Genomic DNA, 15755 nt, shown 5'->3' on the forward strand with positions numbered 1-15755 from the left:
GCTTAGCCAACGACCAGATTCAGCAATTTACCCGGTACGTAGATCACTTTACGTACGGTAACGCCCTCAAGATATTTCGCAACCAGATGTTCCTGGCCTGCGCGTTCGCGAACCTGTTCTTCGGTAGCATCGACCGCCACGGTAATTTTACCGCGAACTTTGCCGTTAACCTGGACCACAACCAGCGTGGTGTTTTCCACCATCGCGGATTCGTCAGCCACTGGCCACGGTGCGTTGTCGATATCGCCTTCGCCTTTCAGCTCCTGCCAGAGGGTGAAGCTGACGTGCGGGGTGAACGGGTTCAACATGCGAACGACGGCCAGCAGCGCTTCACGCATTAAGGCACGATCCTGCTCGCCGTCCTGCGGGGCTTTTGCCAGCTTGTTCATCAGTTCCATAATAGCCGCAATTGCGGTATTGAAGGTCTGACGACGACCAATATCATCGGTCACTTTTGCAATCGTTTTATGAACATCACGACGCAGCGCCTGCTGATCTTCAGTCAGTGCCGCGACGTTCACTGCCGGAGCATCACCCTGAGAGGTGTGCTCGTAAACCAGTTTCCAGACACGCTTCAGGAAGCGGTTAGCCCCTTCAACGCCCGATTCCTGCCATTCCAGGGTCATGTCAGCCGGAGAGGCAAACATCATAAACAGACGCACGGTATCTGCGCCGTAACGCTCAACCATCACCTGAGGGTCGATGCCGTTGTTTTTAGACTTCGACATCTTGCTCATGCCGGTATAAACCAGTTCATGACCTTCGGCGTCTTTCGCCTTCACGATACGACCTTTCTCGTCGCGCTCAACGATCGCGTCAACCGGAGACACCCAGTTACGCTCGCCGTTCGCCCCGACGTAGTAGAAGGCATCGGCCAGCACCATTCCCTGACACAGCAGCTGTTTTGCTGGTTCGTCAGAGTTGACCATGCCTGCGTCGCGCATCAGCTTGTGGAAGAAGCGGAAGTAGAGCAGGTGCATGATGGCGTGTTCAATACCACCGATGTAGATGTCCACAGGCAGCCAGTAGTTTGCTGCATCGGAATCCAGCATGCCTTCCTGATACTGCGGGCAGGTGTAACGCGCGTAGTACCATGACGATTCCATAAAGGTATCAAAGGTGTCAGTTTCACGCAGCGCTGGCTGGCCGTTAACGGTCGTTTTTGCCCACTCAGGATCGGCTTTGATTGGGCTGGTGATACCGTCCATGATCACATCTTCCGGCAGGATCACCGGGAGTTGATCTTCTGGCGTTGGCATCACGGTACCATCTTCCAGCGTCACCATTGGGATAGGTGCTCCCCAGTAGCGCTGGCGAGAGACACCCCAGTCGCGCAGGCGGTAGTTGACTTTACGCTCACCGACGCCCAGCGACGCTAACTTGTCGGCAATCGCGTTGAAGCCATCTTCAAAGCTCAGACCGCTGAATTCACCCGAGTTGAACAGGGTGCCTTTTTCGGTCAGGGCTTGTGCGGAGAGGTCTGGCTCAGAACCGTCAGCCGCGAGGATGACAGGTTTAATGGTCAGGCCATATTTGGTGGCAAATTCGTAGTCACGCTGATCGTGGCCTGGAACGGCCATGACGGCGCCCGTACCGTACTCCATCAGCACGAAGTTGGCTGCCCAGACAGGGATTGCTTCGCCCGTCAGGGGATGGATAGCCTTAAAGCCGGTATCAACGCCTTTCTTCTCCATCGTCGCCATGTCGGCTTCGGCCACTTTGGTGTTGCGGCACTCGTCGATGAAGGCCGCCAGTTCCGGGTTGTTTTCCGCGGCTTTCTGTGCCAGCGGGTGACCAGCGGCCACGGCCAGATAGGTCGCACCCATGAAGGTGTCCGGACGGGTAGTGTAGACGGTCAGGGTCCGATCGTCGTTCTCAACGTTGAAGGTGATCTCCACACCTTCTGAACGGCCGATCCAGTTACGCTGCATAGTCTTGACGGTATCAGGCCAGTGATCCAGATTATCCAGATCGTTCAGCAGCTCGTCAGCGTAGGCGGTGATTTTGATAAACCACTGTGGGATCTCTTTACGCTCAACTTTGGTATCACAACGCCAGCAGCAGCCGTCGATAACCTGCTCGTTCGCCAGTACGGTCTGGTCGTTCGGGCACCAGTTAACGGCAGACGTCTTCTTGTACACCAGGCCTTTTTTGTACAGCTCGGTGAAGAATTTCTGCTCCCAGCGGTAGTATTCCGGGGTGCAGGTCGCCAGCTCGCGGCTCCAGTCATAGCCAAAGCCCAGCATTTTGAGCTGGTTTTTCATGTACGCGATGTTGTCGTACGTCCACGGGGCAGGTGCCGTGTTGTTTTTGACCGCCGCGCCTTCTGCAGGCAGACCAAACGCATCCCAGCCGATTGGCTGCAGGACGTTTTTGCCGAGCATACGCTGGTAGCGGGCAATCACATCACCAATGGTGTAGTTACGCACGTGGCCCATGTGTAGTCGACCAGAAGGATAGGGAAGCATCGACAGGCAGTAATACTTCTCTTTGCTCTCGTCTTCGGTTACTTCAAAGGTGCGCTTCTCGTCCCAGTGTTGCTGGACTTTTGATTCTATCTCTTCCGGGCGGTATTGCTCTTGCATGGCAGCCAGTGGTCCTGTTTTCAATACAGCTACAAATGTAGCCAATGGATGTGGTAATTCAGATCCGCATAGCATAGCCCAAACGCCCGCGCCAAAACAGCCTTTCGCACAAATGCGCGCGTGAGGAATTTGTCGGGTCTGTGGTTCACCTGGCAAAGCGGTGGCGAAATAAGGTCTATTATTAGAGTCAGTTACTTACCCGGGAGGCAAAATGATGAACAAGGTTGCTCAATTTTACCGAGAACTGGTGACAACACTGACGGAACGGCTGCGTAACGGCGAGCGTGATATCGATGCGCTGGTGGAACAGGCGCGGGCCCGCGTGACGCAAACGGGTGAGTTAACGCGAACCGAAGTGGAAGAGGTGACGCGCGCCGTACGCCGCGACCTGGAAGAGTTTGCGCGAAGCTACGAAGAGAGTCAGAACGAGGTTACCGACAGCGTTTTTATGCGGGTAATTAAAGAAAGCCTGTGGCAGGAGCTGGCGGATATCACCGATAAAACGCAGCTGGAGTGGCGTGAAGTCTTTCAGGACCTCAACCACCACGGGGTCTATCACAGCGGAGAAGTGGTCGGGCTGGGGAATCTGGTGTGCGAGAAATGCCATCACCACATTGCGGTCTATACGCCGGATGTGTTGCCGCTGTGTCCAAAGTGTGGACACGATCAGTTCCAGCGTCGGCCGTTTGAGCCCTAAGTAAAAGCCGCCCTCTCCCTGCAGACCAGGGGGAGGGCTTCAGGCCGCAGAGCAGTCTACCATGCCCGGTGGCCATCGCTTACCGGGCCTGGCTGTAATAGTTGAGTCTTTCCGCCAGCAAATCCACGAACGCTTCACGGTCGATATCCACCATCAGCGTGGTATTGGGTTGATTGCCCGTCAGCGAATAGTAGTCCACCACCGTCATACCCTGAGTGTATTTCCCCTGGGTTTCCACGCCTACCCACCGTTCTACCGTGGTAAACATCTCCGGTTTGAGCAGCCAGGCAATGGTGCACGGATCGTGCAGCGGCGCGCCGTGAAAACCCCATTTCTCGGCTTTGTGATACTCCATAAAGAAGTCCAGCAACTCTGCGACGGTTGTCGCCACCGGGTTGCCAATGGCACGAAAGCGCGCGATGTCGTGCGCCATTATTTGTGCGCGATGGGTGACGTCCAGGCCGGCCATGACAATCGGCAGGCCAGACTGGAAGACAATCTCTGCGGCTTCCGGATCGACAAAAATGTTGAACTCCGCCGCTGGCGTCCAGTTCCCGAGTCCCATTGCGCCACCCATGATCACGATTCGGGCGATTTTACTGCGCAATTCCGGATGGCTGTTCAGCAGCAGCGCAACGTTGGTTTGCGGGCCGGTGGCCACCAGCGTGACCGGTTCCGCGCTTTCACGCAGCACTTTCGCCATCAGCTCTACGGCGGTGCAGGGTTGCGCTTCAAACCCCGGTTCGGGCAGTGCCGGGCCATCCAGCCCACTTTCACCGTGCACGTTGTCGGCAATGATCAGATCGCGCATGAGCGGTTTGACGGCACCACCGGCGACCGGTATATCGGTGCGTTTGAGCAACGTCAGCATACGCAGGACGTTACGCAGCGTTTTCTCCGGGGTCTGGTTTCCGGCAGAGGACGTAACGGCTTTGACGTCCAGTTCAGGGGAGGCAAGTGCAAGGACGAGGGCGATCGCGTCATCATGACCCGGGTCGCAATCGAGAAGGATAGGTTGTGCCATAGCGTGCTCCATACGTAGCATTATTTTGTGACAAGGTTAACGCTGCAATGTGACGCCGACGAGAAGAAGAGAGCTAAAGCGTGAAGCAGTGCGCAATCCGCAGATTGCGCACCGGGGAGATTAGTGCAGGATTTTGGCGAGGAAGTCTTTTGCTCGCTCGGATTTTGGATTGGCGAAGAACTCTTCTTTCGGCGAGTCTTCAACAATCTTCCCTTCGTCCATGAAGATCACGCGGTTCGCCACTTTGCGGGCAAAGCCCATTTCGTGGGTCACCACCATCATCGTCATCCCTTCGTGCGCCAGCTCAACCATTACGTCCAGCACTTCGTTGATCATCTCGGGATCGAGAGCAGAAGTCGGTTCATCAAACAGCATGGCGACCGGATCCATACACAGGGCCCGGGCAATAGCCACACGCTGCTGCTGACCGCCAGAGAGCTGCGCCGGGAATTTATCAGCATGCGCAGAGAGTCCCACGCGTTCCAGCAGCTTCAGACCTTTATCGCGCGCGAGCTTTTTATCGCGTTTCAGCACTTTTACCTGCGCCAGCGTCAGGTTCTCAATAATGGAGAGGTGCGGAAACAGCTCAAAGTGCTGGAACACCATGCCGACGTGGGAACGCAGCTGAGCAAGGTTGGTTTTCCTGTCATTGACTTTGGTGCCATTGACGAGGATCTCACCTTGCTGCACCGGCTCCAGGCCGTTAACGGTTTTGATCAGCGTGGATTTACCGGAGCCGGATGGCCCACATACCACCACCACGTCACCTTTTTTCACTTCGGTTGAGCAGTCTGTCAGCACCTGAAAGTGCCCATACCATTTAGAAACATTTTTCAGGGAAATCATTATACAGTCCTTTTCTTCAGCCAGCTGACCAACAGCGACGCGCTTAAACTAATCACAAAATAGACGCCACCCGCGAAGAGCACCATTTCGACCTGCGTACCGTCACGTTCACCGATGGTAGACGCGGTACGGAAGAAGTCTGCCAGGCTCAATACATAGACCAGAGAGGTATCCTGGAACAGTACGATGCCCTGGGTCAGCAGGAGGGGAACCATGGCGCGAAACGCCTGCGGCAGAATAATGAGCTGCATGGATTGCCAGTGCGTCATCCCCAGCGCCAGCGCGGCGCTGGACTGCCCACGGGAAATACTCTGAATACCCGCTCGGATAATCTCTGAATAGTAAGCAGCCTCAAACATTGAGAACGCGACCATCGCGGAGATCAGGCGGATATCGGTTTTCGGCGACAGCCCCAGCACGTTTTGCAGAAAGCCGGGAACAATCAGGTAAAACCACAGCAGTACCATCACCAGGGGGATGGAGCGGAAAACGTTAACGTAGGCTGTGGCAAACCAGGCGAACGGTTTAAAGGCCGACAGGCGCATGACCGCCAGCAGGGTGCCCCAGACGATACCCACCACAATAGCAATCACGGTGATTTTTAAGGTGATCAGCAGGCCATCCAGCAGGTAAGGCATGGATGGAACGATAGAACTCCAGTCAAATTCGTACATTATTTGCCCCCCAGATTGCCCGGCAGGCGGATTTTGCGTTCAACCAGGTTCATCACCAGCATGATGAAAGTGTTAATCAGAACATAGGCGAGTGTGATCGCCGTGAAGGATTCCCACGCGTGGGCGGAATAATCCAGCAGCTTGCCCGCCTGTGCGGCCATATCCACCAGACCGATGGTCGAGGCGATGGCCGAGTTTTTCACCAGGTTCATCATCTCAGACGTCATTGGTGGAACAATGACGCGGTAAGCGTTAGGCAGCAGTACATAGCGGTAAGTTTGTGGCAGCGTCAGGCCCATCGCCAGGCCAGCATTTTTTTGTCCGCGCGGCAGTGACTGAATGGCGGCACGCACCTGCTCGCAAACGCGCGCGGCGGTGAAGAGCCCCAGGCAGAGCATGGAGGAGACAAAGAACTGCACGTTCGGATCCAGTTCCGACTTAAACCACATGCCAATATTTTCCGGCAGCAGTTCCGGGACGACCAGATACCAGGTGAAAAATTGCACAATCAGCGGAACGTTACGGAACAGTTCCACATACAGGGTGCCGAGAGATGAGAGAAAACGGTTAGGCACGGTGCGCAAAATACCGAACAGTGAACCGACAAGAAACGCGATAATCCACGCCGTGATCGATAAGGCGACGGTAACCTGAAAACCGCTCCACAGCCAGCCAAGATAGGTGGTGTTGCCGAACGGGGCTTGTTGCAGGAATATGCCCCAGTTCCAGTCTATTGACATAATAAACTCCAGAAAAAAAAGGGTAGCAGCGCTACCCTCGAAGATTGGTGAGAAGCTCATTTTTCGCGTTGAGTGGGGAACGACCACTCAACGTATAGTCTGTCCATGCTTCCCGACAATCGAGAGGGCAGGAGATCCCGCCCCTGTTGTTCTAATTAGTTAAGAGCCTTGTCGTTTGGTGATTTGAACAGCGCTTTCATGTCGTCAGACAGTTCGAAGTTCATGTTAAGATTTTTGGGTGGAATCGGGTTCTTGAACCATTTATCGAACCATTTTTCCGCTTCACCGGAGGTCTGAACCTGAGCGATGGTGTCATCGATCAGCTTCTTGAACTGCGGATCGTCTTTACGCAGCATACAACCGTACGCTTCTTTAGATTGCGCCGTGCCGACGATATCCCAGTTGTCTGGTTTCTTCGCTTTTGCACGTTCGCCTGCCAGCAGGGCATCATCCATCATAAACGCCACAGCACGGCCACTTTCCAGGGTACGGAAAGAGTCGCCATGATCTTTCGCGCTGATGATGCGCATATCCATTTTCTTCTCGTCGTTCAGCTTGTGCAGCAACACTTCGGAAGTGGTACCGGAGGTAACAACAACGGCTTTACCTTTCAGGTCCGCAAAGTCTTTGATCTCGCCGCCTTTCTTGGTCAGCAGGCGGGTGCCCACGACGAAGATGGTGTCAGAGAAGGCAGCCTGTTTCTGACGCTCAAGGTTGTTGGTGGTGGAACCGCACTCAAAATCGAACGTGCCGTTTTGCAGCAGTGGAATACGGTTTTGTGAAGTGATTGGAATCAGCTTCACCTGCAGGTCAGGTTTGTTCAGCTTTTTCTTCACAGCTTCAACGATAGCGTTGGAGTAATCCTGTGAATAGCCCACGACTTTTTGCGTGTTGTCGTAGTAAGAGAACGGGACAGAAGATTCACGGTGGCCGACCACGATCACGCCGTTTTTGGCAATCTTGTCGAGAGTGCTCCCGGCAGCCGGAGCATCTTCAGCGTGAACGACGCTTGCCGACATCCCCATAACCAGCATTGCTGTGGCCAGTTTACGTAATTGCATACCCAACTCCTTTCTTATCAGCGCCAGTGACGCATTGATACCCATTGTGATGTTGTTATATCTCGCGCTATGCGAGTGCAGTGTTATGCAAGCTTGTTAACATTTAGTCTGGCTTAATGTAAAGATTTTGCTGCGTTATTGTTTATTTTTGCGAAGCGCGCCGCACCAATCAGAGGCAAATATCTCTCGTTGCACCGTTTCGGTGCTACCGGTGATCTACGCTGGTGCGACAAAGTTGCACGTTAAGCCAAACTGCGTTTACGTGGGGAAATAAAGCAAGAGACGTGCCAGAAATGCCCTCTCCCAACGGGAGAGGGGAAGGGAGGGGAAATTATCGACGACGCTGACGCAAGCTCATCAGCACCGCGCCAAATCCGAACAGCGCGGTCAAGATCCACAGCGGCCAGTTGCCGGTGCGGGCATAAGGCGTCAGGCCCGTCGCAGGCGTGACGTTGGTCGTCAGCACTTCACGGGTGAACTGCGGGATCATGGCCTGGATTTCGCCCTGCGGACCAATCACGGCGGTAATGCCGTTGTTGGTGCTACGCAGCAGCGGGCGCGCCAGCTCCAGGGAGCGCATCCGCGCCATCTGGAAGTGCTGCCACGGGCCAATCGACTGACCAAACCAGGCATCGTTGGAGATAGTCAGCAGGAAGTCAGTGTCCGGACGGAAGTTATCGCGCACCTGCTCGCCGAGGATAATTTCGTAGCAGATGGCCGCCGTCAGGGCAAAACCGTGCGCATGCAGCTGGGGCTGAACGTACGGGCCACGGCTGAATGAGGACATCGGCAGGTCAAAGAACGGTGCTAACGGGCGCAGAATGGACTCCAGCGGTACAAATTCGCCAAACGGTACCAGGTGATTCTTGTTATACCGGTCAGTGGAGTTGTAGCTGTATTCGCTGTCTTTACCCAGCGTAATGATGGTGTTGTAGGTGTCGTAGCGGTTCTGCTGATTCAGACGCGCATCGACAATCCCGGTAACCAGCGTACTGCCGCGAGCCAGCAGTAGATCGTTCATCATGTTCAGGAACGGCTGCTGGTTAATTTCCAGATCCGGAATCGCCGACTCTGGCCAGATGATCAGCTGCGATTTACCCATGACCGCCTCGGTGGCGTTAGCGTAGATCTTCAGCGTATTCAGCAGCTCTTTCTCGTCCCATTTCATTGACTGAGGGATATTCCCCTGCACCATTGAAACCTGTGTAGTGCGCTCTGGCACCAGGCTGTACCACTGGACATAACGCAGTGGGAAAGGCAGGGCAAACAACACCAGCGCCACGACCAGCGTCTTCAAGCTACGTGTGACCAGCGCCAGGACCAGCAGTCCGCTCACCACCATCAACAGGAAGTTAATCGCTTCAACGCCCATTACCGGAGCAAGCCCCTTTAGCGGGCCATCAATCTGACTGTAACCGAACTGCAGCCACGGGAAGCCGGTCAGTACCCAGCCGCGAAGGAACTCGGTAATTTGCCAGACAACCGGCGCAGCAATGGCAACGCGCAGCCAGGTGGTTTTTGGCCACAGGCGAGAAAGGATACCCGCGAACAGACCGGTATAGAGCGAGAGATAAGCGGCCAGCAGCACCACGAGGAAGACGTTAACGGGGCCTGGCATACCGCCAAACTGGGCGATGCTGACATAGACCCAGTTGATGCCGGAGCCAAACAGCCCCAGTCCCCAGAAGTAGCCAATCGCTGCCGCCTGGACGGGACGACGATTCAGGGTTAAACCCTGAAGTCCCATCAGGGAGAGAATGGCTGCAGGCCAGATATCGTAAGGAGAAAAAGCCAGCGTTCCGCTGGCTCCGAGTAACAGCGCCAGCAGCAGACGTACGCGCTGGCGTTCAAGTAATGGGGCAAATGCCATTTACATTAATCTTCCAGTTTTGGCACCGGTGAGTCGTCCGGCGTTCTGACATGAACCTGTATAATACGTCGGCTGTCGGCCATTGCCACTTTGAACTGGTAACCGTCGATGTCAACGGTCTCGCCGCGTGCCGGAAGGTGGCCAAAGGCCTGCATCACCAGCCCGCCAATGGTATCGACCTCTTCATCGCTGAAATGGGTACTAAAGGCGTCGTTAAAGTCCTCAATCGAGGCCAGCGCGCGAACGGTCCAGGTGTGACGGCTAAGCTGACGGAAGTCGATATCTTCTTCTTCGTCATACTCATCTTCGATTTCGCCCACGATCAGCTCAAGGATATCTTCGATCGTGACGAGACCGGAAACGCCACCAAATTCATCAATAACAATCGCCATGTGGTAGCGCTGAGAGCGAAACTCTTTCAGCATCCGATCCACACGTTTACTTTCCGGCACAACCACGGCCTGGCGTAACACTTTTTCCATGCTGAAGGCTTCGGCATCGCTGCGCATAAACGGCAGCAGATCTTTCGCCATCAAAATCCCTTCGATGTGATCTTTATCTTCGCTGATGACCGGGAAACGCGAGTGTGCGGATTCGATGATCACATCGAGGCACTCGTCCAGAGTCTGGTTACGTTTCAGGGTGATCATCTGCGAGCGGGGGATCATGATGTCGCGAACGCGCTGGTCGGCGATGTCCATTACTCCTTCGAGCATTTCGCGCGTATCTTCATCGATAAGGTCGTTTTGCCCGGAATCACGAATCAGCTCCAGCAGTTCGTCACGGTTTTTAGGTTCGCCGTGGAAAAGCTGGTTCAGAATGAGGGAGAAAAATCCCTTTTTGGTGTTTGTCGTGTCGCTACTGTGTGAATTGTCGTCGCTCATGGCGTTTGTTAAGGGTTCTCTTGTTAGTTCAACGTTTACCGCCGCGCTATTTCCCTACGCGGCGGCATGTTAGTCAGTCGGTCGACTGACTATTCTTTCTCGGCAATGTACGGATCCTCATAGCCCAGAGCAAGCATTATCTCTGTCTCGAGGGACTCCATCTCTTCCGCTTCGTCATCTTCAATATGGTCGTAGCCGAGCAGATGCAGGCTACCGTGTACCACCATATGCGCCCAGTGGGCTTCCAGCGGTTTTTGCTGCTCTTTAGCTTCCTGTTCCACGACCTGGCGGCAGATGATCAGATCGCCCAGCAGCGGCATCTCAATTCCCGGTGGGGCTTCGAAGGGGAAAGAGAGCACGTTGGTCGGCTTATCTTTCCCGCGGTAGGTCAGGTTAAGCTCATGGCTTTCGGCTTCATCCACCAGACGAATCGTGACTTCTGATTCTTCCTGAAACGGGGGGATAACCGCATCCAGCCATGTCTGAAACTGCGCCTCTTCTGGCAAGCCGGAATTATCGTCACATGCCAGTTGTAAATCGAGGATCACCTGACTCATTTTTGTTCTTGCTCCTGCGCTTCGCGCTTACGTTCTGCTGCCAGTTCGGCCTTACGCTTCTGATCTGCTTCTTCCCATGCTTCATAAGCGTTAACGATGCGCGCCACAACCGGGTGACGGACCACGTCTTCGCTGTGGAAGAAGTTAAAGCTGATTTCGTCGACGTCGGCCAGCACTTCAATGGCATGGCGCAGACCCGATTTGGTGCTGCGCGGCAGGTCAATCTGCGTGACGTCACCGGTAATGACCGCTTTTGAGTTAAAGCCGATACGTGTCAGGAACATTTTCATCTGTTCGATGGTGGTGTTCTGGCTTTCATCGAGAATAATGAAAGCATCATTCAGCGTACGGCCGCGCATATAGGCGAGCGGGGCAACTTCAATCACGTTACGCTCAATCAGCTTCTCAACTTTCTCAAAGCCGAGCATCTCGAACAGTGCGTCGTATAACGGACGAAGGTAAGGGTCAACCTTCTGGCTCAGATCGCCTGGCAGGAAGCCCAGTTTTTCACCCGCTTCCACCGCCGGACGGGTCAGCAGGATGCGACGAATCTCCTGGCGTTCGAGCGCATCGACCGCCGCGGCAACGGCCAGATAGGTTTTACCCGTACCCGCCGGGCCCACACCGAAGGTGATGTCATGGTCGAGAATGTTGGCGATGTACTGTGCCTGGTTTGGCGTACGCGGCTTAATGACGCCACGTTTGGTCTTAATATTGATGGCCTTGCCATAGTCCGGCACACTTTCTGCGCTTTGCTCAAGCACGCGCGCCTCTTTGATCGCGAGGTGGATCTGTTCTGGCTCGATATCCTGTATTTCACCGCGCATTGGGGCGGTATCCACATACAGGCTACGCAGAATATCCGCAGCGGCGTTGACGCAGAGAGGGCGTCCGGTGAGTTTGAAATGATTATCGCGACGATTGATTTCGATACCCAGACGTCGCTCCAGTTGTTTGATGTTGTCATCAAACGGCCCGCACAGGCTCAGCAGGCGAGCGTTGTCTGCTGGCTCAAGGCTAATTTCACGCGTATCTATGTTCAAACTGTTCCTCTTTGATTGATTAACTGACCCGGTGCCACCTGGCGTAATAAAACGGTCATTACCGAAATTATTCACGCCATAGAATAAAGGCGCAAGCGTTGCGGAAGATATTGGGGGCGATGAGAGGAAATACAAGGCCTGCCGAACCGGCAGGCCGGATGGCGTTATGGCTGGTAAATGCCGACGCCAGCGTCGCTTTCTTTGCGGGTGCGGGACATGACGGATTCCGGCGATTGTGCGATGCGCAGACCCATTTCGTCTTCGGTACGGACCACTTTCGCGCGCAGGGAGTTGGTCAGTACGTCGACAATCTCCACGTCCACAAATTTACCGACCATGTCTGGCGTGCCTTCAAAGTTCACGACGCGGTTATTTTCGGTGCGTCCTGACAGCTCCATAATGCTCTTACGGGAAGTGCCTTCCACCAGAATACGCTGGACGGTGCCGACCATACGACGGCTCCAGGCGTTGGCCTGCTGGTTGATACGCTCCTGCAGAATATACAGACGCTGCTTTTTCTCTTCTTCCGGCACATCGTCGACCATATCGGCCGCAGGAGTACCTGGACGCGCTGAGAAGATAAAGCTGTAGCTGACGTCAAAATTCACTTCGCCAATGAGCTTCATCGTGCGCTCAAAGTCATCCGTGGTTTCGCCCGGGAAGCCAACGATAAAGTCGGAGCTAATCTGGATGTCAGGACGGGCTTCACGCAGCTTGCGGATGATGGATTTGTACTCCAGTACCGTATGTGGACGTCCCATCAGGTTCAGCACGCGATCGGAACCGCACTGAATCGGCAGATGCAGGAAGCTCACCAGCTCTGGCGTGTCGCGATACACATCAATGATGTCATCGGTAAATTCCATCGGGTGGCTGGTGGTGAAGCGAAGGCGGTCGATGCCGTCGATCGCGGCCACCAGGCGCAGCAGTTCTGCAAAGCTGCCGGTGGTACCGTCGTAGTTCTCGCCGCGCCAGGCGTTGACGTTCTGGCCCAGCAGATGAATTTCACGCACACCCTGTGCCGCCAGTTGCGCCACTTCAAACAGAATGTCGTCGGTCGGACGGCTCACTTCTTCGCCGCGGGTATACGGTACGACACAATAGGTGCAGTACTTGTTACAGCCTTCCATAATGGAGACGTAGGCTGTTGGACCATCCGCGCGTGGTTCTGGCAGACGGTCAAATTTTTCTATTTCCGGGAAGCTTACGTCAACCACCGGGCGGCGATTCTCGCGAACGGCGTTGATCATCTCCGGCAGGCGATGCAGCGTCTGCGGGCCAAAAATAATATCAACATAGTGAGCACGCTGGCGGATCAGTTTGCCTTCCTGAGAGGCCACACAGCCACCCACGCCAATGATCACATCGGGTCTTTTGCGTTTGATAAGCTTCCAGCGGCCCAGTTGATGGAACACCTTCTCCTGCGCCTTCTCACGGATCGAACAGGTATTGAGCAGCAACACGTCCGCTTCGTTCGCGTTGTCAGTCAGTTGATACCCGTGCGTGGCATCCAGCAGATCGGCCATCTTGGATGAATCGTATTCGTTCATCTGACAGCCCCAGGTTTTTATATGGAGTTTTTTTGTCATCGACTTGCTCATGCTCAGGAATGCAGGGCGCGTATTGTAATGCTTTGCTGCGGTTGTGACCAGTATGAAGGTTGTCAACCTCAAGACCGAAAAAATCCGGTAAACTTAAGGTATATACCATTAAGGATAATTGACCATGACTCTCCAACAAACCGAAATTGCCGTTGTCGGCGGCGGTATGGTCGGCGGCGCACTCGCGCTGGGGCTGGCGCAGCAGGGATTTGAGGTGACGGTTATCGAGCAGGCTGCCCCTGTTGCGTTTGACCCGACGGCAAAGCCGGATGTGCGAATTTCAGCTATCAGCGCCGCCTCTGTCGATCTGCTGCGCGGGCTGGGCGTCTGGGATGCCGTGCTCGGGATGCGCGCGCACCCTTACAGCCGTCTCGAAACCTGGGAGTGGGAGAATGCGCATGTCGCGTTTGATGCCGCTGAACTGAAGCTGCCCCGTCTGGGCTATATGGTGGAAAACACGGTCCTCCAGCTGGCGCTCTGGCAGGCCCTGGAGGCGCATCCGAAAGTGGCGCTGCGCGTCCCGGCGTCACTTAAAGCACTGCATCCCCACGAAGGCGGGTATTTGCTTGAGCTGGATAAGGGTGATGAGCTGGCCGCGAGGCTGGTTGTCGGAGCGGATGGTGCCAACTCACAGGTCAGGCAAATGGCGGGAATTGGCGTTCATGCCTGGCAGTACCAGCAGGCGTGCATGTTGATCACCGTGCAGTGTGAGAATGACCCGGGTGAGAGCACCTGGCAGCACTTTACCCCGAATGGCCCGCATGCCTTTTTACCGTTGTTTGATCGCTGGGCGTCGCTGGTGTGGTATGACAAACCGGCGCGCATTCGTCAGTTGCAGGGGCTGTCAATGGAGCAGCTGCAGCGAGAGATCCATCAGCACTTCCCACGCCGTCTGGGCAACGTCATGCCGGTTGCCGCCGGGGCGTTTCCGCTTACCCGTCGCCATGCATTGCAGTATGCCCGTGCAGGGCTGGCGCTGGTGGGGGATGCGGCACACACCATTCACCCGCTGGCGGGGCAGGGCGTGAACCTGGGATACCGTGACGTTGAGGCTTTACTGGATGTGCTGGGCAATGCGCGCGCTCACGCGGAGGCCTGGGCCAGCCATCCGGTACTGAAACGTTACCAGACGCGACGTATGGCGGATAACTTTATCATGCAGTCGGGGATGGATCTGTTTTACGCCGGGTTCAGTAACGATCTTGGTCCGGTGCGCATTCTGCGTAACATTGGGTTGATGGCGGCGGAGCGTGCCGGTGGGCTGAAGCGTCAGGCGCTGAAGTACGCGTTAGGCCTTTAATCTGAGGCCTTCTCCTGCGGGAGAGGGCTTTCGGATGCGGTACATAATCCAACAAAAACAAAAAAGCCCGCAGAGCGGGCTTTTTTGTTACTAAGTGGCTGGGGTGCAGGGATTCGAACCCCGGAATGCTGGTATCAGAAACCAGAGCCTTACCGCTTGGCGACACCCCAATTGCGTTAAACAATGTGCTTAACGACTTTTTTAAATTGGCTGGGGTACGAGGATTCGAACCTCGGAATGCCGGAATCAGAATCCGGTGCCTTACCGCTTGGCGATACCCCAACAATTTTTTCTCGTCTATCGAATCATTCGACAGATGACTAATTTGGTGGCTACGACGGGATTCGAACCTGTGACCCCATCATTATGAGTGATGTGCTCTAACCAACTGAGCTACGTAGCCAGTACTGCAATCTTCGATGGCTGGGGTACCTGGATTCGAACCAGGGAATGCCGGTATCAAAAACCGGTGCCTTACCGCTTGGCGATACCCCAATACCGCGGAGAACCGCAAAATCGAAGAAATATGGCTGGGGTACCTGGATTCGAACCAGGGAATGCCGGTATCAAAAACCGGTGCCTTACCGCTTGGCGATACCCCATCCGTGCAACGCTTACCTGGGAATGGTGCGGGAGGCGAGACTTGAACTCGCACACCTTGCGGCGCCAGAACCTAAATCTGGTGCGTCTACCAATTTCGCCACTCCCGCAAAAAAGATGGTGGCTACGACGGGATTCGAACCTGTGACCCCATCATTATGAGTGATGTGCTCTAACCAACTGAGCTACGTAGCCATCTTTTTTTCGCGTTACCTTATCGGCGTTGCGGGGCGCATTATGCGTATAGACCCTTGCAGCGTCAACACCTTTTTC

Annotated in this window: 13 protein-coding genes and 7 tRNA genes; 2 read left to right on the forward strand and 18 right to left on the reverse strand. The window is 54.9% G+C overall.

Translation table 11 applies throughout. The features are described from left to right. Positions 1-2: 2 nt before the first annotated feature. Positions 3-2585, reverse strand: coding sequence for a leucine--tRNA ligase (leuS, locus tag AB6731_RS10545; RefSeq protein WP_020884994.1), 2583 nt, complete (start codon positions 2583-2585; stop codon positions 3-5). A gap of 214 nt (positions 2586-2799) precedes the next feature. Between leuS and AB6731_RS10550 the strand changes: the two genes are divergently transcribed. After that, the gene (locus AB6731_RS10550) at positions 2800-3282 is read left to right on the forward strand and encodes a zinc ribbon-containing protein (RefSeq protein ID WP_025204671.1); all 483 of its coding nucleotides are present in this window, start codon (positions 2800-2802) and stop codon (positions 3280-3282) included. A 79-nt stretch (positions 3283-3361) separates the two neighbouring features. On the opposite strand, the gene rihA is transcribed toward AB6731_RS10550, so the two are convergent. The 10 genes from rihA to miaB form a co-directional block, all read right to left on the reverse strand. Beyond that, positions 3362-4306 carry a pyrimidine-specific ribonucleoside hydrolase RihA gene (rihA, locus tag AB6731_RS10555; protein WP_371006338.1) on the reverse strand — a complete coding sequence of 315 codons (945 nt, stop codon included), beginning with the start codon at positions 4304-4306 and terminating at the stop codon, positions 3362-3364. Positions 4307-4426: 120 nt separating this feature from the next. Beyond that, entirely contained in the window at positions 4427-5152 is a 726-nt protein-coding gene (locus AB6731_RS10560) for an amino acid ABC transporter ATP-binding protein (protein ID WP_014169127.1), read from the reverse strand. Beyond that, positions 5152-5826 (reverse strand): glutamate/aspartate ABC transporter permease GltK, encoded by a 675-nt coding sequence (gene gltK, locus AB6731_RS10565; RefSeq protein ID WP_014169128.1) that lies wholly within the window; start codon positions 5824-5826, stop codon positions 5152-5154. The genes AB6731_RS10560 and gltK overlap by 1 nt, the downstream gene beginning before the upstream one ends. Then, positions 5826-6566: an amino acid ABC transporter permease gene (locus tag AB6731_RS10570; RefSeq protein WP_020884992.1), complete on the reverse strand. Its 741-nt coding sequence runs from the start codon at positions 6564-6566 to the stop codon at positions 5826-5828. The genes gltK and AB6731_RS10570 overlap by 1 nt, the downstream gene beginning before the upstream one ends. A 155-nt stretch (positions 6567-6721) precedes the next feature. Continuing rightward, entirely contained in the window at positions 6722-7627 is a 906-nt protein-coding gene (locus tag AB6731_RS10575; RefSeq protein WP_020884991.1) for an amino acid ABC transporter substrate-binding protein, read from the reverse strand. A 331-nt stretch (positions 7628-7958) separates the two neighbouring features. Further along, on the reverse strand, positions 7959-9497 hold the full coding sequence (gene lnt / locus AB6731_RS10580) for an apolipoprotein N-acyltransferase (RefSeq protein WP_371006339.1): 1539 nt from the start codon (positions 9495-9497) through the stop codon (positions 7959-7961). 5 nt (positions 9498-9502) lie between these two features. Continuing rightward, entirely contained in the window at positions 9503-10381 is an 879-nt protein-coding gene (gene corC / locus AB6731_RS10585) for a CNNM family magnesium/cobalt transport protein CorC (RefSeq protein WP_014169132.1), read from the reverse strand. 89 nt (positions 10382-10470) lie between these two features. Then, on the reverse strand, positions 10471-10938 hold the full coding sequence (gene ybeY / locus AB6731_RS10590) for an rRNA maturation RNase YbeY (RefSeq protein ID WP_040016936.1): 468 nt from the start codon (positions 10936-10938) through the stop codon (positions 10471-10473). Continuing rightward, positions 10935-11981, reverse strand: a complete 1047-nt coding sequence (locus AB6731_RS10595; protein WP_020884987.1) for a PhoH family protein — start codon at positions 11979-11981, stop codon at positions 10935-10937. The genes ybeY and AB6731_RS10595 overlap by 4 nt, the downstream gene beginning before the upstream one ends. A gap of 164 nt (positions 11982-12145) precedes the next feature. Next, positions 12146-13570 (reverse strand): tRNA (N6-isopentenyl adenosine(37)-C2)-methylthiotransferase MiaB, encoded by a 1425-nt coding sequence (miaB, locus tag AB6731_RS10600; RefSeq protein ID WP_020884986.1) that lies wholly within the window; start codon positions 13568-13570, stop codon positions 12146-12148. Positions 13571-13706: 136 nt separating this feature from the next. On the opposite strand from miaB, the gene ubiF reads away from it, so the two are divergent. Further along, entirely contained in the window at positions 13707-14882 is a 1176-nt protein-coding gene (gene ubiF, locus AB6731_RS10605; protein ID WP_371006340.1) for a 3-demethoxyubiquinol 3-hydroxylase, read from the forward strand. 95 nt (positions 14883-14977) lie between these two features. Here ubiF and AB6731_RS10610 read toward each other — a convergent pair. The 7 genes from AB6731_RS10610 to AB6731_RS10640 all read right to left on the reverse strand — a co-directional run bounded on the left by AB6731_RS10610 (position 14978) and on the right by AB6731_RS10640 (position 15677). Beyond that, positions 14978-15052 (reverse strand) — tRNA-Gln (locus AB6731_RS10610). A gap of 37 nt (positions 15053-15089) precedes the next feature. Beyond that, a tRNA-Gln gene (locus tag AB6731_RS10615) sits at positions 15090-15164 on the reverse strand. Between the two features lie 44 nt (positions 15165-15208). Continuing rightward, a tRNA-Met gene (locus AB6731_RS10620) sits at positions 15209-15285 on the reverse strand. Between the two features lie 17 nt (positions 15286-15302). After that, positions 15303-15377, reverse strand: a tRNA-Gln gene (locus AB6731_RS10625). A 32-nt stretch (positions 15378-15409) separates the two neighbouring features. Beyond that, a tRNA-Gln gene (locus tag AB6731_RS10630) sits at positions 15410-15484 on the reverse strand. A gap of 23 nt (positions 15485-15507) precedes the next feature. Beyond that, positions 15508-15592, reverse strand: a tRNA-Leu gene (locus tag AB6731_RS10635). 8 nt (positions 15593-15600) lie between these two features. Beyond that, a tRNA-Met gene (locus tag AB6731_RS10640) sits at positions 15601-15677 on the reverse strand. Between the last annotated feature and the right edge of the window lie 78 nt (positions 15678-15755).

Source organism: Enterobacter sp. RCC_40 (genome assembly GCF_041360735.1).
Lineage (GTDB): Bacteria > Pseudomonadota > Gammaproteobacteria > Enterobacterales > Enterobacteriaceae > Enterobacter > Enterobacter ludwigii.